General features: G+C 64.7%; 18 protein-coding genes and 2 rRNA genes. 15 read left to right on the forward strand and 5 right to left on the reverse strand.

Going from position 1 to position 19,412, the window contains the following annotated elements; translation table 11 throughout:
* Positions 1–144: 144 nt before the first annotated feature.
* From PJB24_RS09605 to ruvC, 8 genes are all read left to right on the forward strand, one after another.
* Positions 145–3,140: ribosomal RNA gene (locus tag PJB24_RS09605) — 23S ribosomal RNA — on the forward strand.
* Positions 3,141–3,222: 82 nt separating this feature from the next.
* Positions 3,223–3,339: ribosomal RNA gene (gene rrf, locus PJB24_RS09610) — 5S ribosomal RNA — on the forward strand.
* Between the two features lie 116 nt (positions 3,340–3,455).
* Positions 3,456–3,842: a TraR/DksA family transcriptional regulator gene (locus PJB24_RS09615; RefSeq protein ID WP_273845215.1), complete on the forward strand. Its 387-nt coding sequence runs from the start codon at positions 3,456–3,458 to the stop codon at positions 3,840–3,842.
* 42 nt (positions 3,843–3,884) lie between these two features.
* Positions 3,885–5,060: an ArsA family ATPase gene (locus PJB24_RS09620; protein WP_273845218.1), complete on the forward strand. Its 1,176-nt coding sequence runs from the start codon at positions 3,885–3,887 to the stop codon at positions 5,058–5,060.
* Between the two features lie 331 nt (positions 5,061–5,391).
* Positions 5,392–6,288 (forward strand): pyridoxal 5'-phosphate synthase lyase subunit PdxS, encoded by an 897-nt coding sequence (gene pdxS / locus PJB24_RS09625; protein WP_273845220.1) that lies wholly within the window; start codon positions 5,392–5,394, stop codon positions 6,286–6,288.
* Positions 6,278–6,877 carry a pyridoxal 5'-phosphate synthase glutaminase subunit PdxT gene (gene pdxT, locus PJB24_RS09630; RefSeq protein ID WP_273845223.1) on the forward strand — a complete coding sequence of 200 codons (600 nt, stop codon included), beginning with the start codon at positions 6,278–6,280 and terminating at the stop codon, positions 6,875–6,877. The genes pdxS and pdxT overlap by 11 nt, the downstream gene beginning before the upstream one ends.
* The gene (locus PJB24_RS09635; protein WP_273845225.1) at positions 6,874–7,626 is read left to right on the forward strand and encodes a YebC/PmpR family DNA-binding transcriptional regulator; all 753 of its coding nucleotides are present in this window, start codon (positions 6,874–6,876) and stop codon (positions 7,624–7,626) included. The genes pdxT and PJB24_RS09635 overlap by 4 nt, the downstream gene beginning before the upstream one ends.
* Before the next feature lie 14 nt (positions 7,627–7,640).
* Positions 7,641–8,162: a crossover junction endodeoxyribonuclease RuvC gene (ruvC, locus tag PJB24_RS09640; RefSeq protein ID WP_273845228.1), complete on the forward strand. Its 522-nt coding sequence runs from the start codon at positions 7,641–7,643 to the stop codon at positions 8,160–8,162.
* Here the strand turns inward: ruvC and PJB24_RS09645 are convergent.
* The 3 genes from PJB24_RS09645 to PJB24_RS09655 are packed head-to-tail and all read right to left on the reverse strand — an operon-like array spanning position 8,159 to position 9,950.
* Positions 8,159–8,962, reverse strand: a complete 804-nt coding sequence (locus PJB24_RS09645) for an ABC transporter permease (RefSeq protein WP_273845230.1) — start codon at positions 8,960–8,962, stop codon at positions 8,159–8,161. The genes ruvC and PJB24_RS09645 overlap by 4 nt on opposite strands.
* Positions 8,963–8,967: 5 nt before the next feature.
* The gene (locus PJB24_RS09650) at positions 8,968–9,387 is read right to left on the reverse strand and encodes an ATP-binding protein DrrA1-3 family domain-containing protein (protein ID WP_273845232.1); all 420 of its coding nucleotides are present in this window, start codon (positions 9,385–9,387) and stop codon (positions 8,968–8,970) included.
* Between the two features lie 56 nt (positions 9,388–9,443).
* Complete coding sequence (locus PJB24_RS09655; protein WP_273845235.1) at positions 9,444–9,950, reverse strand: ABC transporter ATP-binding protein; 507 nt, start codon at positions 9,948–9,950, stop codon at positions 9,444–9,446.
* Between the two features lie 121 nt (positions 9,951–10,071).
* Between PJB24_RS09655 and ruvA the strand changes: the two genes are divergently transcribed.
* Complete coding sequence (gene ruvA / locus PJB24_RS09660; RefSeq protein ID WP_273845238.1) at positions 10,072–10,668, forward strand: Holliday junction branch migration protein RuvA; 597 nt, start codon at positions 10,072–10,074, stop codon at positions 10,666–10,668.
* Positions 10,669–10,693: 25 nt separating this feature from the next.
* A complete protein-coding gene (gene ruvB / locus PJB24_RS09665; protein WP_420541922.1) occupies positions 10,694–11,704 on the forward strand; it encodes a Holliday junction branch migration DNA helicase RuvB in 1,011 nt (336 codons plus the stop codon).
* A gap of 42 nt (positions 11,705–11,746) precedes the next feature.
* Here the strand turns inward: ruvB and ilvD are convergent, their stop codons facing one another.
* Together ilvD and PJB24_RS09675 are read right to left on the reverse strand one after the other, a co-directional pair.
* Complete coding sequence (gene ilvD, locus PJB24_RS09670; protein ID WP_273845241.1) at positions 11,747–13,426, reverse strand: dihydroxy-acid dehydratase; 1,680 nt, start codon at positions 13,424–13,426, stop codon at positions 11,747–11,749.
* Positions 13,427–13,507: 81 nt separating this feature from the next.
* Complete coding sequence (locus PJB24_RS09675; RefSeq protein ID WP_273845243.1) at positions 13,508–14,476, reverse strand: cation diffusion facilitator family transporter; 969 nt, start codon at positions 14,474–14,476, stop codon at positions 13,508–13,510.
* Positions 14,477–14,558: 82 nt separating this feature from the next.
* Between PJB24_RS09675 and PJB24_RS09680 the strand changes: the two genes are divergently transcribed.
* From PJB24_RS09680 to secD, 5 genes are all read left to right on the forward strand, one after another.
* Positions 14,559–15,482 carry a DMT family transporter gene (locus tag PJB24_RS09680; protein WP_273845245.1) on the forward strand — a complete coding sequence of 308 codons (924 nt, stop codon included), beginning with the start codon at positions 14,559–14,561 and terminating at the stop codon, positions 15,480–15,482.
* Positions 15,483–15,570: 88 nt separating this feature from the next.
* Positions 15,571–15,789 (forward strand): DUF2905 domain-containing protein, encoded by a 219-nt coding sequence (locus PJB24_RS09685; RefSeq protein WP_273845247.1) that lies wholly within the window; start codon positions 15,571–15,573, stop codon positions 15,787–15,789.
* A complete protein-coding gene (gene queA, locus PJB24_RS09690; protein WP_273845249.1) occupies positions 15,789–16,790 on the forward strand; it encodes a tRNA preQ1(34) S-adenosylmethionine ribosyltransferase-isomerase QueA in 1,002 nt (333 codons plus the stop codon). The genes PJB24_RS09685 and queA overlap by 1 nt, the downstream gene beginning before the upstream one ends.
* A gap of 20 nt (positions 16,791–16,810) precedes the next feature.
* Positions 16,811–17,920 (forward strand): tRNA guanosine(34) transglycosylase Tgt, encoded by a 1,110-nt coding sequence (gene tgt / locus PJB24_RS09695; protein ID WP_273845320.1) that lies wholly within the window; start codon positions 16,811–16,813, stop codon positions 17,918–17,920.
* Between the two features lie 13 nt (positions 17,921–17,933).
* Positions 17,934–19,412 (forward strand): protein translocase subunit SecD, encoded by a 1,479-nt coding sequence (gene secD, locus PJB24_RS09700; RefSeq protein WP_273845251.1) that lies wholly within the window; start codon positions 17,934–17,936, stop codon positions 19,410–19,412.

Genomic DNA, 19,412 nt, shown 5'->3' on the forward strand with positions numbered 1-19,412 from the left:
GGTCTTGGCTTTCGGGTTTCGTCCTCTTGGGGAGCTGCTATTCAGTTTTCAGGACCTTTCGGGTCCTGGGGCTTGAACCTTGCGCCCGCGAGAGCGGAGGTGCCTGGTCTTTGAAAACTGCATAGTGTCAAGCCGATACTACGCCATTAAGATAGTAAGGGCGCATGGTGGATGCCTTGGCACCGGAAGCCGATGAAGGACGTGGCAAGCTGCGATAAGCCACGGGGAGCCGCAAGCAGGCTTTGATCCGTGGATCTCCGAATGGGGGAACCCGGCGGGGGTAACGCCCCGTCACCCACACCTGAACACATAGGGTGTGTGGAGGTAACCCGGGGAACTGATACATCTTAGTACCCGGAGGAAAAGAAAGAAACTCTCGATTCCCTGAGTAGTGGCGAGCGAAAGGGGAAGAGCCCAAACCGGATACGTGGAAGGCTGCGGCCGTTGCGTATCCGGGGTTGTAGGACCGGACTTGGTCGCTCCGCAGGGCGGCCGGGGAGTTACAAATCGCATGGGTAGCCGAACCGGGCTGGAACGTCCGGCCGTAGAGGGTTAGAGCCCCGTAGGCGAAACCCTGGCGACTCCCTTGTCCGGCTCCTGAGTAGGTCCGGACACGTGAAACCCGGACTGAATCCGCGGGGACCACCCCGCAAGGCTAAATACTAACGGTGACCGATAGTGGACCAGTACCGTGAGGGAAAGGTGAAAAGTACCCCGCAAGGGGAGTGAAACAGTACCTGAAACCATGCGCCTACAAGCGGTCGGAGCACCCCTTTTGGGGTGTGACGGCGTACTTTTTGCATAACGGGCCAGCGAGTTGCTCGTGCCTGGCGAGGTTAAGCGTAAGCGAGCCGAAGCGAAAGCGAGTCTGAACAGGGCGTTCAGTCAGGTACGGCAGACCCGAAACCGGGCGAGCTATCCATGGCCAGGCTGAAGCGGGGGTAAGACCTCGTGGAGGGCCGAACCCACCAGGGTTGAAAACCTGGGGGATGAGCTGTGGATAGGAGTGAAAGGCTAATCAAGCTCGGCGATATCTGGTTCTCCCCGAAATATATTTCGGTATAGCCCGGCGTGTTTCGTCGCGGGTGTAGAGCACTGTTTGGGCGCGGGGCCCTACAAGGTTACCAACCTCAGACAAACTCCGAAGACCGTTGACGTGAGAGCGCCGGAGTCAGGGGCCGGGGGATAAACTCCGGTTCCGAGAGGGGAACAACCCAGACCGCCGGCTAAGGTCCCAAAATGACGGCTAAGTGGTGAAAAGGATGTGGCGCTGCCCAGACAGCCAGGAGGTTGGCTTAGAAGCAGCCATCCTTTAAAGAGTGCGTAATAGCTCACTGGTCAAGTGGTGCTGCGCCGAAAATTCAGCGGGCCTGAGAAGCCGTCTACCGAAGCCGCGGACTTCCGCTTTTGCGGGAGTGGTAGGGGAGCATCCCGTCGCGGGTGAAGCGGCGCCGCAAGGCAGCCGTGGACGCATCGGGAGAGAGAATGCTGGCATGAGTAACGAGAGACGGGCGAGAAACCCGTCCGCCGAAAGCCCAAGGGTTCCTGGGTAAAGCTAATCTTCCCAGGGTCAGTCGGGACCTAAGCCGAGGGCGAAAGCCGTAGGCGATGGACAGCAGGTTGATATTCCTGCACCACGTACGTGGCGTTTGAGCGATGGAGGGACGGAGAAGGGTAGGCCATCCACGGCGCTGGTCGACCGTGGGCCTGACCGTAGGGCGGGGACCAGGAAAATCCGGGCCCCGTTACATGCCTGAGGGTTGGGCCGAATCCCGCTTTAGGGCAAGTGGCTGAACCCATGCTTCCTGGAAAAGCTTCTAAGCGAGTCACGTGCGTGCCCGTACCCCAAACCGACACAGGTGGGCGAGTGGAGAACACTAAGGCGATCGAGCGAACTCTGGTCAAGGAACTCGGCAAACTGCCCCCGTAACTTCGGGAGAAGGGGGGCTCCTGCCGGTGAAGGCCCTCGCGGCCGGAGCTGGCGGGAGCCGCAGAGAATAGGCCCAGGCGACTGTTTACCAAAAACACAGGTCTCTGCTAAGTCGCAAGACGATGTATAGGGGCTGACGCCTGCCCAATGCCAGAACGTTAAGGAAGGGGGTTAGCCTTCGGGCGAAGCTCCCGACCGAAGCGCTGGTCAATGGCGGCGGTAACTATAACCGTCCTAAGGTAGCGAAATTCCTTGTCGGGTAAGTTCCGACCTGCACGAAAGGCGTAACGATCTGGGCGCTGTCTCGACCAGAGGCTCGGTGAAATTGTAGTATCGGTGAAGATGCCGATTACCCGCGGAAAGACGGAAAGACCCCGTGAACCTTTACTGTAACCTGGCATTGGACATCGGCACGCCTTGTGCAGGATAGGAGGGAGGCTGAGAAGCCGGGGCGCCAGCCTCGGTGGAGCCGTCCTTGAGATACCTCCCTGGGCGTGTTGGTGTTCTAACCCGGCGCCGTGATCCGGGTCGGGAACAGTGTCAGGCGGGCAGTTTGACTGGGGCGGTCGCCTCCTAAAGGGTAACGGAGGCGCCCAAAGGTTCCCTCAGCACGGTCGGAAATCGTGCGCAGAGTGCAAAGGCATAAGGGAGCTTGACTGCGAGAGGGACACCTCGAGCAGGGACGAAAGTCGGGCTTAGTGATCCGGCGGTTACGCGTGGAAGTGCCGTCGCTCAACGGATAAAAGGTACTCCGGGGATAACAGGCTTATAGCTGCCAAGAGTTCACATCGACGCAGCTGTTTGGCACCTCGATGTCGGCTCGTCGCATCCTGGGGCTGGAGCGGGTCCCAAGGGTTGGGCTGTTCGCCCATTAAAGCGGTACGCGAGCTGGGTTCAGAACGTCGTGAGACAGTTCGGTCCCTATCTTCCGCGGGCGTTGGAGGCTTGAGGGGAGCGACTCCCAGTACGAGAGGACCGGAGTGGACGCACCTCTGGTGTACCGGTTGTCCTGCCAAGGGCATCGCCGGGTAGCTATGTGCGGAAGGGATAACCGCTGAAGGCATCTAAGCGGGAAGCCCACCCCAAGATGAGGCCTCCCACCCCTTCGAGGGGGTAAGGCTCCTGGTAGACTACCAGGTTGATAGGCCACAGGTGTAAGCGCCGCGAGGCGTTCAGCCGAGTGGTACTAATAGGCCGAGGGCTTAATGGTTTTCGGCTTGGCGCTATGCAGTTTTCAGAGACCGGGCCCGTTTCTCGTATGGGCGCGTTTAAAACAGAATAGCTGCTTTCGAAAGGGTGACGATAGCGGCGGGGATACACCTCTTCCCATTCCGAACAGAGAAGTTAAGCCCGCCAGCGCCGATGGTACTGCGGGGGGGACCCCGTGGGAGAGTAGGTCGTCGCCCATTTTTTATGCGCTTTTTCGGTGCTGGTTCCGAGCCCGCCGGTCTCTGGCGGGTCCTGTCTCTACGATCTGCGGTTTGTAGTATAAGGAAGGTGTGATACGGGTGAGACAGGGGGTTGCGTGAAGAACGAAGAGATCGACGAGGGGTTCGTGACGCGTCAGCGAGAGAGGCTCGAGCGGCTGCGGGAAGAGCTCGTGCAGAGACGGCGCGGCATGGAGGAGGACGAGCGGGAGCGGAGCGAGGAGCAGCAGGACGTCCAGCCGGACTCTGGGGATCAGAGCCGATACATGTTCGATCGGGAGATGGACGCCACGATCGGGGAGCGTGCCGCCCGGCGCCTGGAGGACGTCGAACGGGCGCTGGAGAAGATCGAGGAGGGGACCTACGGGATCTGTGACGATACTGGACAGCCGATCCCGCGGGGGAGGCTGGAGGCGATGCCGGAGGCCATACGGACGGTCGAGGCACAGGAGAGGTTCGAGCGCGAGCGGCGCCCCGGACGTTAATGGGAGGAGCGCTGGTGGTGTACCGAGAGAGGGTCGGCGGATTTGCGGATCATACTGTACACGGGTAAGGGAGGCGTCGGGAAGACGAGCGTTGCGGCCGCGACCGCGCTGAAGGCGGCCTCGGGAGGGAAGAAGGTGCTCGTCATGAGCACCGACCCTGCGCACTCGCTCTCGGATTCCTTCGACGAGGAGGTTGGCGCGGAGCCGAGAGAGATCGTGCGGGGCGTGTGGGCCCAGGAGATGGACCACACGACCATGGTCGATAGGCACTGGGGTGAGATACAGGGCTATCTGAAGGCCCTTTTCGAGTGGCAGGGGACCGATTCGCTGACGGCAGAGGATCTCGCGATGTTGCCGGGGGCGGATGAGATCTTTGGGCTCCTGCTGGTGAGGGAGCACTGCAAGGGGGGGATTTACGACGCCTTGATCCTGGACGCCGCGCCGACCGGGGAGACGTTGAGGCTACTCAGCCTGCCGGACCAGCTCAGCTGGTACGTGGAAAAGATCTTCCCGATACAGCGTCGAGCGGCGAGGCTGGCGAGGCCTTTCGTGCGACGGGCGAAGTCGCTGCCGCCCATGCCCGATGAAGAGTTTTTCGCCGCGGCCCAGAGGTTCTACGATATGCTCTCCGAGGTTAAGGACATGCTGGCCGACAGGGAGAGCGCCTCGGTGCGGCTGGTGGTCAACCCCGAGAAGATGGTCGTTGCGGAGGCAAGGCGATCCTACACCTACCTGAACCTCTACGACTACGGGGTGGATGCGGTGGTGGTGAACAGAGTGTTGCCCGAGGATGTCTCCGATCCTTACTTCGACCGCTGGCGTGAGGCTCAGAAAAGGCATCTTGCTGCGATAGAGGAGTCGTTCTCTCCGCTCCCTATATTCAGGTCCAAGCTCTTTGGCAGGGAGATGTTCGGCGTGGAGGCTCTATTGGAGCTCGGGGACGAGATATTCGGGGAGCGTGACCCCCTCGAAGTTTTCTCCAGGGGCAGGGTCCACCGGATAACCAGGGGACAGGAGGGATACGAGGTTTCTGTACCGCTGCCGCTGGCCAGGAGGGAGGATCTCGAGCTATCCAAGCGAGGGACGGAGCTGGTGGTGAAGGTGAGAGGATACAGGCGGAACATACTACTGCCAGACTTCATGGGTAGGTTTGAGGCCGGGGGTGCCAGCTTCGAGGACGGCATGCTAAAAGTGAGGTTGCATGACGAGACCCGGTAAGAAGGAGCAGGTCGGGCGCTACCCCTTCCTCGGCCTCATCGCCTACGTTCTGGTTCCCGGAGAGCGTAGAAGCCGCGCTGCGGATCATATGCAGAGGGCAGCTATCGAGGTGGCAAGGGGCCTGCGCGCGCTCGCCGTTCCCCAGGTTCGCGAGGAGGAGAGACCCCGCTCTGGGGGCGGTTCAGGCCAGAAGATAGAGATACGGTAAGCGGGCTTTCCCGCACGGTTGGGTTCGCGCCCTGTGGGCGTGATTGGCTAAAAGTATGCCCGGTAGTAAGATTATCTTGGCGGAGTTCGATCGTGTGAGGATCGTATAAGACAGGAGAGAAGCATGGCGGAGAACGAGCAGGTCACCGGCACCTTCAGGGTGAAGAGCGGGATGGCCCAGATGCTCAAAGGTGGGGTCATCATGGACGTCGTGAACGCCGAGCAGGCCAAGATCGCCGAGGAGGCCGGGGCCGTGGCGGTCATGGCGCTGGAGAGGGTTCCGGCGGACATCCGGGCGCAGGGCGGGGTCGCCAGGATGAGCGACCCGGAGAAGATAATCGAGATCCAGGAAGCCGTCACCATCCCGGTGATGGCGAAGGTGCGCATCGGACACTTCGTCGAGGCGCAGGTTCTCGAGGCACTCGAGGTGGACTACATCGACGAGTCGGAGGTCTTGACCCCGGCGGACGAGACCAACCACATAAACAAGTGGGACTTCACGGTTCCCTTCGTGTGTGGGGCGACGAACCTCGGGGAGGCTCTCCGGCGCATCGGGGAGGGGGCGGCGATGATCCGCTCCAAGGGCGAGGCCGGAACCGGGAACGTCGTGGAGGCCGTCAGGCACATGCGGGCGATCGTGGGCGGGATAAGGAAGCTCACCACGCTCGGTCCTGAGGAGCTGATGGCCGAGGCGAAGTCTCTCGGGGCGCCGTACGAGCTGGTCAAGTGGGTGGCACAGAACGGGAAGCTCCCGGTGGTGCTCTTCACCGCCGGTGGGATCGCCACGCCGGCGGATGCCGCCTTGATGATGCAGCTCGGGGCGGATGGCGTCTTCGTGGGGAGCGGGATCTTCAAGAGCTCCGACCCCGCGAAACGGGCGGCGGCGATCGTGAAGGCGACGACCAACTACGACGATCCGAAGGCCATCGCGGAGGTGAGCCGGGGGCTCGGCGAGGCGATGGTCGGCAGGGAGATGAGCGAGCTTCTCGAAGGGGAGCGTCTGGCGACGCGTGGCTGGTAAGGAAGCGGAGAGAGACGGCAGGCGGATAGGGGTGCTCGCGCTGCAGGGGGATGTACGTGAGCACCTCCAGATGCTGCGCGAGATAGGCGTCGAGGCCGTGGAGGTCAGAAAGCCGGAAGACCTCCGGGGGCTCGCGGGCGTGATCGTGCCGGGTGGGGAGTCCACGACCATTGGCAAGATGATGGCCGAGGGTGGGCTCCTCGACGCCATAAGGAGCTTCTTCTACGGCGGCGGCGGCGTCTGGGGAACCTGCGCGGGGATGGTCCTCGCGGCTTCGGCCACCACCGGTCCTTCGCAGCCGCTGCTCGGGTTGATGAACGCGCTGGTCGAGCGCAACGGCTTCGGGCGGCAGGTCAGGTCTTTCGAGCGGGATCTCGAGGTGAAGGGGTTCGATCGTCCGTTCAGGGGGGTCTTCATCCGGGCCCCGTTCTTCGAAGATGTAGGGCCCGGGGTGGAGGTGCTCTCCGAGGTGGATGGCAAGGTGGTCGCCGCCCGCGCAGAGAACGTGCTGGTGACCGCGTTCCACCCGGAGCTCACCGACGACACCCGCTTCCACGAGTACTTCTTGAAGGAGGTCTGCAAGAGATGAGCGGTCATTCCAAATGGTCTACGATCAAGCGCAAGAAGGGTGCCCAGGATGCCAAGCGCGGGGCGCTCTTCGGGAAGCTCTCGCGAGCCATAACCGTGGCGGCCCGGGAGGGAGGAGGGGATCCGGGTGCGAACCCGGCGCTCGCCCTGGCGGTGCAGAAGGCGAAGGACGCCAACATGCCCAACGACAACATACAACGGGCCATAGACAAGGGGACGGGCGCCGGCTCCGAGGCGGAAGCCTACGAGAGGATCACCTACGAGGGCTACGCGCCGGGCGGTGTGGCGGTGCTGGTGGAGGTGCTCACCGACAACCGCAACCGGGCGGCCTCGGACGTACGATACATCTTCTCCAAGCACGGCGGGAAGCTCGGGACCACCGGGTCGGTGTCGTACCTGTTCGAGCGCAAGGGCGTGATCCTGGTCCCCAGAGAATCTGTGGACGAGGACCGGCTGATGGAGGCGGCGCTCGAAGTTGGGGCCGAGGACGTCGAGGTGCAGGAGAACGACTACAGGATACTCACCACCCCGGAAGATTTCGCCCGGGTGCGGGACGGTCTGCGCGAGGCCGGGATAGAGATAGAGGACGCGCAGCTCACGATGGAGCCGCAGAACACGGTGCCGCTCGATCCCTCGACCGCCCGCCAGACCCTGCGCCTGATCGACGCACTCGAGGAGAACGACGACGTGCAGGAGGTCCACGCCAACTTCGACATCTCCGACGAGGTGATGGCCGAAGTGGCGGGCTGAGACCCGACCACCCGTTGGGCCACGACATCCAAAGGGGGCGAGTCATACTCGGCGTGGACCCCGGCACCGCGACGACGGGCTGGGGGGTGATACGCCAGAACGGCAACCGCATCCGCTACGTGCAGCACGGAGCGATCACCACCCCATCCGAATGGGAGATGCCCCGGCGCCTGAACCGGCTCTTCGAAGGGGTATCTGAACTCATAAAGGGCTACCGCCCCGATGCGGTGGCGGTGGAGGAGCTCTTCTTCAACACCAACGTGACGACCGCCATCACCGTCGGTCAGGCACGGGGCGTGGTATTGCTGGCGTGCCACCGTGCCGGGGTAGGGCTCTACGAATACACCCCGCTGCAGGTCAAACAGACGATCACCTCCTACGGCCGGGCGGACAAGCGGCAGGTGCAGGAAATGGTCAGGACCCTGCTGAACCTGCGCGAGATCCCGCGCCCGGACGACGCGGCGGATGGGCTCGCCATAGCCCTCTGCCACGCGTTCACCTCGAGGATGTCTGGTAGGATCGAGGCTGCCCGCTAACCGCGGCGGGTAGCGGCGATCGCGCTACGGGCGGCGAATACCCAGGTCAGCGTGGCGAAGATCACCACCGCGCCGAATCCCTGTACGAGAGGTATCGTCTGCCAGCCGTCGAGCAGCACAGAGCGCATCCCCTCGAAGACGTAGGTCGTCGGGTTTATGGTGGCGGCGAACTTGATCCAGCCGGCTCCGAGCAGGTCTTTGGGGACGAAGGTGGTCGAGAGGAAGATGAGCGGGAAGAACACGAACGTCGCCGCCTGCGCGGCCTGACCGTTGCCGCTCCGGAGTGCCACCCCGACCGAGTAGCCGGCGAAAGCCAGACCCCAGAAGAGCGCGAGTATCAGGACCACCGCGTAGCCACCCGGGCCCGTGGCGGAATGCAGGCCCAAAAGCTTGCCGACTATGATGAGGAGCACTACCTGCAGAGCGAGCTGCAGGGCGCCGGCGAGCATCGGACCGAGGACTATGGCCGCCCGGCTCGCCGGTGTCAGCAGCAGCTTGTCGAAGTAACCGTTCTCGAGGTCGCGCACGATGGACTGGCCCGAGCTCCCGGCCCCACCGACGGCAGCCGAGACGATCGCGACCGGCAGGATGAACCCCAGGTAGTTGTCGGTGCCAAATCCGGGGATGTCGACGAGCTTGCTGAGCGAACCGTTGTACACGAAAAGAAAGAACAGGGCTATCGCGGTGCCCGGGATCCAGGCCGAAGGTACCCGCCAGGTAGTCGCCACGGCTCTCCAGGTCAGAACCCTGAAAGAGGTAACCCACGAGGCTCTGCCAGCCGGCTTGACCGATACTGCCATCTTTGCTACCTCCTTCTCTCCTCGTGCTGATCCGCGAGTTCTTCCTGCTCCTGCCCGGAGGTGAGACGCTCGCCGGTGACCTGAAGGAACACGTCGTCGAGGGAGGGCTCCGAGAGGTTTATCCTCGCCGGAGGTGCTCCCGCGCCGTCGAGGGCCCGCACTATCTCCGGGATGGCGGTAGCGGCCTCGGGCAGGTAGAGGGTGAGACGCCCGTCCTCTCCGCGTACCTCCCCGAATCGGGAGATCGTGCTGGAAGCCCTCTGGGTGGTCGCTTCATCCTCGAACTCCAGCGTGACGGCCTGCCCTCCGATCTGCTCCTTGAGCTCGTTCGGGGTCCCCTCGGCGACGATCCGGCCATGGTCTATTATCGAGAGCCTTCCTGCGAGCTGGTCGGCTTCCTCCAGGTACTGGGTGCTGAGCAGCACCGTAGCCCCACCCTCCTGGTTGAGACGCCTGATCTCTTTCCAGATGTCCCGCCGGCTCACCGGGTCGAGGCCGGTGGTGGCTCGTCGAGGACGAGTATCCCAGGGCCGTGTACGAGCGCGAGGGCCAGGTCGAGCTTGCGGCGCATGCCCCCCGAGTAACTGCCGGTGCGCCGCCCGGCCGCCTCTTCGAGCCCGACGAGCGAAAGCAACTCGTCGGCCCTCTGTCGTGCCCGGCGCTTCGGCATCCCAAAGAGGCGCGCCTGCACCTCGAGCAGCTCCCGCCCGGTGAGCAGCGGATCCACACCGATCTCCTGCAACGCCACCCCCACCTCCATCCTTACGGCACCGGGCTCCTTTACCACATCGTGCCCGGCAACCTCGACCTTCCCGGAGGTGGGCAAGAGCAGCGTGGTGAGAATCTTTATCGTGGTGGACTTCCCCGCCCCGTTGGGACCGAGAAAGCCGAAGATCTCTCCCTCCTCTACCCGAAAGCTGATTCCGTCTACCGCCGCAAAGGCGCCGTATTTGCGTACCAGATCCTCGACCACTATGCTGCTCGCCACATGTGACCTCCATCCTTTCGATGGATGTGCTGATATTTAAGTCAATAATAAAGATACTACATACAAAAGATAAATGGTGTACGGGTATAGGAAACCGGCTGTGTTGTAGGATAATCGGCGTATGATCGAAAGGTTGAGGGGCAGGCTCATCGAGCGGGACGACTCGGGTGTCGTGGTCGAGGTTGGCGGTGTCGGCTACCGGGTGCTCGTCTCGCGTTCGTCGCTGCGGGAGCTTCCGGAGCTCGGGGAAGAGTGCGTGCTGTACACCCGGATGGTGGTGAGGGAGGATGCGATCACGCTGTTCGGGTTCGCGGGGTCGGACGAGAGAGGTGCCTTCGATGCGCTCACCTCGGTGAGCAAGGTGGGCCCGAAGCTCGCGCTCGCGGTGCTTTCGGCGCTCTCTCCGGAAGAACTGGCGGAGGCCGTTGCGAGGGGGGACGTGATCCGGCTGTCCAGCGTGCCGGGTCTCGGGAAGAAGACCGCCGAGCGGCTGGTCCTGGAGCTGCGCGGCAGAGAGTTTGCGGCGTGTGGTGCTACCGTGGATGGTGGTGTAAATTCCGGGGGGCACCAGGGGCCGTTCATGGAGGCGAGGGAGGCGCTCGTCGGGCTCGGGTACACGCTGGAGGAGGCCGAGGAGGCGCTCTCAGGGGTGCCGCAGCAGGATACGGTCGAAGGTTACGTGAGAGAGGCGCTAAGGCGGATAGGGAGCAGGCGCTAGGGTGGAAGAGTTCGACGACTTCACGGTGCACGGGGAAGGAAGAGAGCGGCCGCTCGACCCCGGGGAATTCCCGGAGGACGACGAGCCGACCCTGAGGCCGCGTACCCTGGACGAGTTCATCGGGCAGGACGAACTCAAGGAGAACCTGAGGATCTTCGTCGAGGCCGCCAGGCGGCGTAACGAGCCGCTCGACCACGTGCTCCTCGCCGGGCCCCCGGGGCTCGGCAAGACCTCGCTGTGCTACATCCTGGCGCGTGAGATGGGGGTCGGCATCCGGATAACCAGCGGTCCGACGCTCGAGCGGGCCGGGGACATCGCGGCGATCATCACCAACCTGGAGGAGGGCGACTTCCTGTTCATCGACGAGATCCACCGTCTCAACCGGGCGGTGGAGGAGGTGCTCTACCCGGCGATGGAGGAGTTCGCGGTGGACATCGTGCTCGGGCAGGGACCCTCGGCGCGTACGATAAGGATGGACGTGCCGCGCTTCACGCTCGTCGGGGCGACGACGAGGACGGGGCTCATCACCTCGCCCCTGCGCGACCGTTTCGGCTTCTCCAGCCGGCTCGACTACTACTCGCCGGAGGATCTGGAGAAGATCGTGCTGCGCAACGCCAGGATACTCGGTGTCCCGATCACCGGGGAGGGGGCGCGCCAGCTCGCCCGGCGCAGCCGCGGGACCCCGCGGGTGGCGAACCGGCTGCTCAAGCGGGTGCGCGACTACGCCGAGGTCGTCGGCGACGGCAGGATCGACGAGAAGACCGCCCGTGACGCGCTGGCGATGCAGGGGGTGGACGACCTCGGGCTCGACCGCATCGACCGCGAGTACCTCAGGCTCATCATCGAGAAGTTTGACGGCGGGCCGGTCGGGCTCGGGACGCTCGCGGTGGCTCTGGGAGAAGCGCGGGACACGGTGGAGGACGTCTACGAGCCGTACCTGCTGCAGAGCGGGCTCATCCAGCGTACCAGCCGCGGACGCATCGCCACCCGCCGGGCCTACGAGCACCTGGGGATCCCGCTGCCGCATCGGAGCTAGGACGGACGGCTCGCGAGCCGTCCGTCCCAGGACCTCACCTCGTCAGCGGGGACGGGTGATCGCCCCCTCCGAGGCGGACGCGACGAGCGCTGCGTACTTGGCCAGCACGCCGGTCTTGTAGCGAGGTTCGGGCTCGCGCCACCGCGCCATCCGGGACCTTATCTCCTCCTCGGAGACGTCCATGTTGAGGGTGCGGTTCGCCACGTCTATCGTGATGGTGTCCCCCTCTCTCAGGGCGGCGATGGGGCCGCCCTGGGCTGCCTCGGGGGCTATGTGGGCGGCCATGAGGCCGTGGGTCGCGCCGGAGAAGCGGCCGTCGGTGAGCAGGGCAACCGAGTCACCGAGGCCCTCGCCGACGAGGGCCGCCGTGACGCCGAGCATCTCGCGCATCCCGGGGCCGCCCTTCGGGCCCTCGTAGCGGATTACGACCACGTCGTTCTCGCGTATCTCCCCGGCCGTCACCGCGCGCATCGCGTCCTCCTCGGAGTCGAAGACGCGCGCCGGGCCGGTGTGGAGCATCCGCTCGTGACCGGCGACCTTCAGGACGCAGCCTTCCGGGGCGAGGTTGCCGTGCAGGATGACGAAGCCGCCAGTCTTCTTCAGCGGTTTCTCGACAGGCACGATCACGTCCTGCCCCTCCGTCTCCCGGGCCTCTCCCACCTCCTCTGCCAGGGTGCGGCCGGTGGCATTGAGGCAGGAGCCGTCTATGAGTCCGGCGTCGAGGAGGCGTTTGCCGAGCAGGCGGCTCCCGCCGGCCCGGTCCATATCGACCGCGGTGTAGCGCCCCCCGGGCTTGAGGTCTGCGATGATGGGAGTGCGTTCGCTCACCCGGTCGAAGTCGTCTATGTCGAGCGGGACGCCAGCCTCACGGGCTATGGCGAGCAGGTGCAACACGGCGTTGGTCGAGCCGCCAGTGGCGGCGACCGTGGCGATCGCGTTCTCGAACGAGGCGCGGGTCAGGATGTCTTTGGGGGTGAGGTCGCGCTCGAGGAGCCGCATGAGGAGGGAGCCAGCCTCGTGGCAGATCTCGTCCTTGCGGGCATCGAGGGCTGGAGGGCTCGCCGAGCCGAGCGGAGAGAGCCCGAGGATTTCGAGGGCGAGGGCCATCGTGTTCGCGGTGTACTGGCCGCCGCAGGCGCCCGCGCCGGGGCAGGCCGAGCCCTCCAGCTCCCGCAGGTCTTCATCGGAGATCTTTCCTGCGGCGTGCGCCCCGACGGCTTCGAAGACGTCCTGGATCGTGACGTCGCGCCCCCGGAAGCGGCCCGGGGCTATCGAGCCGCCGTAGATGACGAAGGAAGGGATGTCGAGGCGCACGAGCGCCATCGCGGCGGCCGGTATGGTCTTGTCGCAGCCGACCAGGACGACGAGGGCGTCGAACATGTGTCCGCGCCCGAGCAGTTCTATCGAGTCGGCTATCACCTCGCGGGAGACGAGCGAGGTTTTCATGCCCTCGGTGCCCATAGTTATGCCATCGGATATGGCGATGGTGTTGAACTCCATCGGAGTTCCGCCCGCCTGGCGGATACCTTCCTTTATGCGTTCGGCGAGGCGACGGTGGTGGAAGTTGCAGGGCATCGTCTCCGTCCAGGAGTGTGCCACGCCTATGATCGGTTTGCTGAGATCTTCGTCGGTGTAGCCTATGCCCTTCAGGAAGGAGCGGGCGGCGGCGCGCGAGGGACCATCGTAGAGGATGCGGCTTCTACGGCGGGTGTCGGTCTGCATGATCTGCTATCGCTCCCTGGGTTCGGATTGCTTACAGCGCGGAGTATAGATACGCCGTGGCTGGAGCGCCAGCTCCGGTTTTCAGCCCGGGCCCGGCCTGTTCTGGCTGCGGCCGGGGTGGAGCTCGATGAAGGTCTGGGTGACCTCCGGGACTTCGCTGCGTACGGCCTGCGTGATCCTCTCCAGCAGGTCCTCTATCGCGTCGGTATCGAGCCCGTCCACGACGTGTATCTCGGCGTTGAGCAGGACCGAATCGGGTCCCAGGTGCATGGTGAGCAGGCGCAGGACATCGCGCACCTCGGGGAAAGAGGAGATGATCCTGAGGGCCCTCTCGCGGTCTTCCTTCACCATGGCCTCGCCCAGGAGCAGCGCGTGCGAGTCTGCGCCGAGCCGCCAGGCCACCGCGGCGAGTATCAGGCCAATGCAGATGGAGGCGAGCCCGTCGAAGAGCTCGCGCCCGGTGATCTGCGTGAGGGAGATGCCCGCGGCGGCGATCACGACGCCGACCAGTGCCGCCGCGTCCTCGAAGAGCGGTACCTTCATCGTGGTGTTGCGGGTGAGCCGGAAGTGTTCGAGCGGCTGGCGTCCCTCGCTGCGGGCCTCGTGCAGGAACTCCCGGCTATTTATCGCAAGCGCACTCCCCTCGAAGACGAACGCCGCGAGCAGGACCAGGTAGTTGATCAGGAAGGACCCCCGGTCGCCCTCTCCGCCGAGCACGGCTTTCAGACCCGTGTAGAACGAGAAGAGTGCTCCGACGAAGAAGATCAGCACCGCCACCAGGAAAGACCAGAAGAATCGGTCTTGTTCGTGGCCGAAGGGGTGCTCTTCGTCGGGGCGGCTGCTGGAGGTGCGCAGCCCGATGAGGAGCAGCACCTCGTTGGCGCTGTCCGCTATGGAATGGACACCCTCGGAGAGGAGGGCGGCGCTGCCCGAGATGCTCCCGGCGAAGAGCTTGGACGCCGCGATCAGGACGTTGGCAGCCAGTGCCGCGTAGACGGCTTTTCTGGTTCCGGGCTCTGATCCGGAGGTTCTGTCTGCTCTTTCTGTCACCCTGCTCCTTCCTGCTCGTTTCTTCATGCAGGTTACCCGATGACGACGCGGGCGGGTCGGGGCGGCGTGTAGAATTTCTCCGGTGAGGAGAGATCGTTCCGACGTCCGATTCCAGGTGGCGCTAGGCGTGACGCTGGTTTTCTGGGCCTCGGCTTTCGCGGGTATTCGCCAGGCGATGACCTCTTACGGGCCTGGGGAGGTGGCTCTCTTCAGGTTGCTCGTAGCCTCTGCGGTGCTCGCGGTATTCGCCGTCGCGAACGGTATGCGGCTTCCGGAGGCGCGGGATCTGCCGGCCATACTCGCCTGCGGTCTGCTTGGCTTCACCGTCTACCACGTGGGGCTCAACTTCGGGGAGCGCACGGTGGAGGCGGGGGCGGCGAGCCTGCTCATCGCCACCGCACCAATCTTCGTCGCGCTACTCTCCCACCTCTTCCTCAGCGAGCGCTTGAGGATGGCGGGGTGGATCGGGATGTCCCTGAGCTTCTGTGGGGCTGCAGTGATCTCCTTTGGACAGGGCGGTGGGTACGCCTTCGATCCGAACGCCCTGCCCGTGCTGCTTGCAGCCCTGGGGGAGAGCGTTTACTTCACCATCCAGCAGCGCTACCTTCGCAAGTACGGATCGCTCGCCTTCACGACGTATGCGATCTGGGCGGGGACGCTCTTCGCGCTCTTCTTTCTGCCGGGGCTGGTGGCGGAGGCACCCAGTGCTAGCCTCCAGGCCACGATCTCAGCCGTGTTCCTGGGGTTGTGCCCGACCGCGGTAGCCTACGTCACCTACGCCTACGTCTCTTCCCGCATGAGCGCCCCGGTATCTGCGAGCTTTCTGTACCTGATCCCGGCGCTCGCTTTTCTGATCGCCTGGCTCTGGCTCGGGGAGGTGCCCGATCTTGTCTCGGTGTTGGGTGGGATCGTCACGCTCTGCGGCGTCCTGGTCGTCAGTGTGTGGGGACGTGGTGCTGATGCGCCGCCGCGAAAAACGGGCTCCGGGCCTCCGCGAGACATCTGACTGCTGCATGCGGGAGTCCGCACGCGAGACCCCGCGGTGCTCCTCGTGGCGGGTTGGAGGCCAGCCGGGTGCATCGTAAAATATTCGCGTGGGACTCGAGGCGATAGGCAAGCTGCTCATCGGGGCCGCGGTGCTGCTTCTGATAATAGGCGGCCTGTTTTTGCTGCTCGGCAGGTTCGGGGTGGGCCGGTTGCCGGGGGATCTGGTCTTGCGGCGCGGCAACCTCACGGTCTACTTCCCGATAGGGCTCATGATCCTCGTCTCCCTCGTCGGTACGATCCTGTTGAACCTGATCTTCCGCCGGTAGTGCGCATCTCCGAGCTGGATTACGAGCTCCCGCAGGAGCTGATCGCTCAACGGCCCGCCGAGCCGCGCGACTCCTCGCGTTTGATGGTCGTGGACGCCGAAAACGGGGAGATCTCGCACCACGTCTTCCGGGAGCTGCCGGAATTTCTCGGGGAGGGGGATGCGCTCGTCCTGAACGAGACGAAGGTCATTCCGGCGCGGCTCTACGCCAGAAGGCCGGGGGGTGGCAGGGTCGAGCTGCTCTTCCTGCGCGGAGAGGGAGAAGGTTGGGAGGTGCTCGCGCGGCCGAGCAAGCGCCTGAGGTCCGGGCTCGTGCTCGAGGCCGGCGGCGAGAAGCTCGAGGTGGTCGAAAGCCGGGGCGAGGGACGGTGGATATTGCGGGGTGGCGACGTGTCCGCTCTGCTGGAGCGGGAGGGGCACATGCCGCTCCCGCCGTACATCGAGTCCACGCCAGAGGCCGAGCGTTCCTACCAGACCGTCTACGCCAGAAACCCCGGCTCCGCCGCCGCGCCGACGGCCGGGTTCCACTTCACCGAGAGGGTGCTGGACGACGTCGAGCGCAGGGGGGTCGAGATCGCGCGCATCACGCTGCACGTGGGGGTGGGGACCTTCACCCCGGTCAGGACCGAGCACGTGGAGGAGCATCGGATGCACTCCGAGGAGTACCACGTGCCGGAGGCTGCGGCCCGCACCATAGAGCGGGCTCGACGAGTGGTCGGCGTCGGGACGACCGTGGCGCGGACGCTGGAGAGCTGGGTGCAGACGGGGAGGAGATCCGGTGAGTCCGACCTCTACATCTATCCCGGCTACCGCTGGCAGGCGCTCGACGCTCTCGTGACCAACTTCCACCTGCCGCGCTCGACGCTGCTCGCGATGATCATGAGCTTCGCCGGGAGCAAGGAGCTCATCCGGGAAGCCTACGCTCTGGCGGTCAAGGAGCGCTACCGCTTCTACTCCTTCGGGGACGCGATGCTCATCCTCAACGGCGGGAGGAACCGGTAGGAGCCCCGGTCTCCATAGAGATCGCCGCCGTCAGCGGCGAAGCACGGGCCGGGGTGCTGAAGACGCCGCACGGCGAGGTCGAGACGCCGACCTTCATGCCGGTCGGGACCCGCGGGAGCGTGCGGGGTCTCTCGCCGGCGGAATTGAGGGCGGCCGGGGCTGGGGTCGTGCTCGGCAACACATACCACCTCTACCTGCGGCCCGGGACGGGCGTGATACGGGAGGCGGGGGGGCTGCACGCCTTCACCGGCTGGGACGGACCGATGCTCACCGACTCCGGCGGGTATCAGGTCTTCTCGCTCTCCAGGATAAGGAGGCTCTCCGAGGAGGGGGTGGAGTTCACCTCGGTCTACGACGGCTCCGTGCACTCCTTCACCCCCGAGCTGGTCACGAAGGTGCAGGAGGAGATCGGGGCGGACATAGCCATGGTCCTCGACGAGTGCCCGCCGGCCGACGCGCCGTACGACTACCACGCCGACTCCATGCGCCGTACGGCACGCTGGGCGGCACGGTGCAAGGCCGTGCACGACCGGCGGGATCAGGCACTCTTCGGGATCGTGCAGGGCGGGCTGTTCGCGGATTTGAGGGCCGAGAGCCTGCGGCGCACGGTCGAGACGGGCTTCGACGGGTACGCGATAGGCGGGCTCTCGGTCGGGGAGAGCCGGGAGGAGATGCTGGAGGTGCTCGGCGGGGTTGCGCCGGAGCTTCCGGAGGATAAGCCCCGCTACTTCATGGGCATCGGGGATCCGATCGGGGTGCTGCAGGTTATCGCGCTCGGGGTTGACATGTTCGATTGCGTGCTCCCGACCCGGCTCGCCCGGCACGGGGCCGCACTCACCTCCCGCGGGAAGATCAACCTGAAGAACGCCCGCTACCGGACGGACTTCGGGCCTCTGGAGGAGGGATGCCCCTGCGAGGCCTGTTCTGGTTACAGCCGGGCGTACCTGGCGCACCTAGTGCGGGAGGGGGAGCTTCTGGGGGCGCGGCTCCTCTCGCTGCACAACGTGACGTTTCTCGGCAGGTTGTGCAGCGAGGCCCGGCAGCACATAGTCTGCGGCGACTACGAGGGCTGGATGAGCCACCGTATAGAGCTGTACGCGTCCGGGGAGGCGCGAGGGGTGCTAGAATAACTCCCCGATCTCTATGGGCAGCCGCAGAAACAACCTCCTGATCCTGGGCCTCGTGGCCCTGATGCTCGCCGCGACCGTCTATGTCATATTCATCCGGCAGCCGGTGCAGCAGGCGACCCGGCTCGGGCTCGATCTCAAGGGAGGTGTCGCCGTACAGCTCAAGGGCTACCACACCAACGGGCAGCCCGTGACCCGCGACGAGATGCAGCAGGCCGTAGAGGTTATCCAGCGCAGGATAAACAGCCTCGGGGTCACCGAGCCCGAGGTCCAGATCCAGGGTCAGGACCAGGTCTCGGTGCAGATCCCCGGCCTCACCAACGAACGGCAGGCTATCCGGGTGATCGGGAAGACCGCCCAGCTCGGCTTTTACCCGGTCAGGGACTTCGCCGCCCGGCAATCCGTGCCCAAGGACCAGGTCAAGAAGGTCGAGAGCGCGCTGGAGAAGAAGCTCAAAGGTTCCAGTGCATATAAGAAGGGCAAGACCAAGATCCTCTTCGAGGAAGACCCCTCGCTCTCCGGCAGCGGCATCGACGTGACGGGGTATGTGGTCCCGGATCAGCCCGCCATCACCGGAAAGGCCCTCAAACCCAACGGCGCGAAAGTGGACTTCGACCAGGCCAACAAGCGGGTGGTCACGCTGCAGCTCACCTCCGATGGCGGCAAGAAGATGAGCCAGCTCACCCAGAAGATGCTCACCCGGTCCCAGATGAGCGGGAAGCCGCCGCTGCTCGCCATCGTGCTCGACAACGACGTGATCAGCGCCCCCCAGGTGCAATCCGTCCTGGCGCAGAACATCCAGATCTCGAACGACAGCCTGCCGCAGGGGCTGCCGGAGAGCGAGGCGAAACAGCTGCAGGTGGTGCTCAACGCCGGCGCGCTGCCGGTGAACATGAAGGTGCTCTCGGTGGAGCAGGTCGGTCCAACGCTCGGGGCCGACTCCCTGAGGAGCGGGCTTACCGCGGCGCTCGCCGGGTTCGCGCTGGTGCTCGTCTTTCTGGTCTTCATCTACCGGGTGCTCGGGCTCATCGCCGATCTGGCGCTCCTCATCTACGCTTTCTTGCTGTGGGGGATAGTCGTCGCGGTCCCGATCACCATGACGCTCCCCGGCATAGCCGGCATCGTGCTCTCGGTCGGAGTGGCGGCGGACGCGAACATCGTGATCTTCGAGCGGATCAAGGAGGAGGTGCGGCGCGGCAAATCCTCGCGCACCGCGATACAGCTCGGCTACGACAGAGGTTTCCGGGCCATCCTCGACGGCAACATCACCACGCTCATAACGGCGTTCATCCTGTTCGCTCTCTCGACGGCCCAGGTGAAAGGCTTCGCCTTCATGCTCGCCGTGGGCGTGGTCCTCTCGATGTTTACGGCCGTCATGGTCACCAGGGCCCTGCTCGGTCTCCTGGCCGGACGCCGGGTGCGGCTGACCCCGCCGATGATGGGGGTTTCCAAGAAGAGCGTGCAGGAGAACCGGACCGCGGTGGGGGCGAAGTAG

This window comes from Rubrobacter calidifluminis, assembly GCF_028617075.1.
Classification (GTDB): Bacteria; Actinomycetota; Rubrobacteria; order Rubrobacterales; family Rubrobacteraceae; genus Rubrobacter_E; species Rubrobacter_E calidifluminis.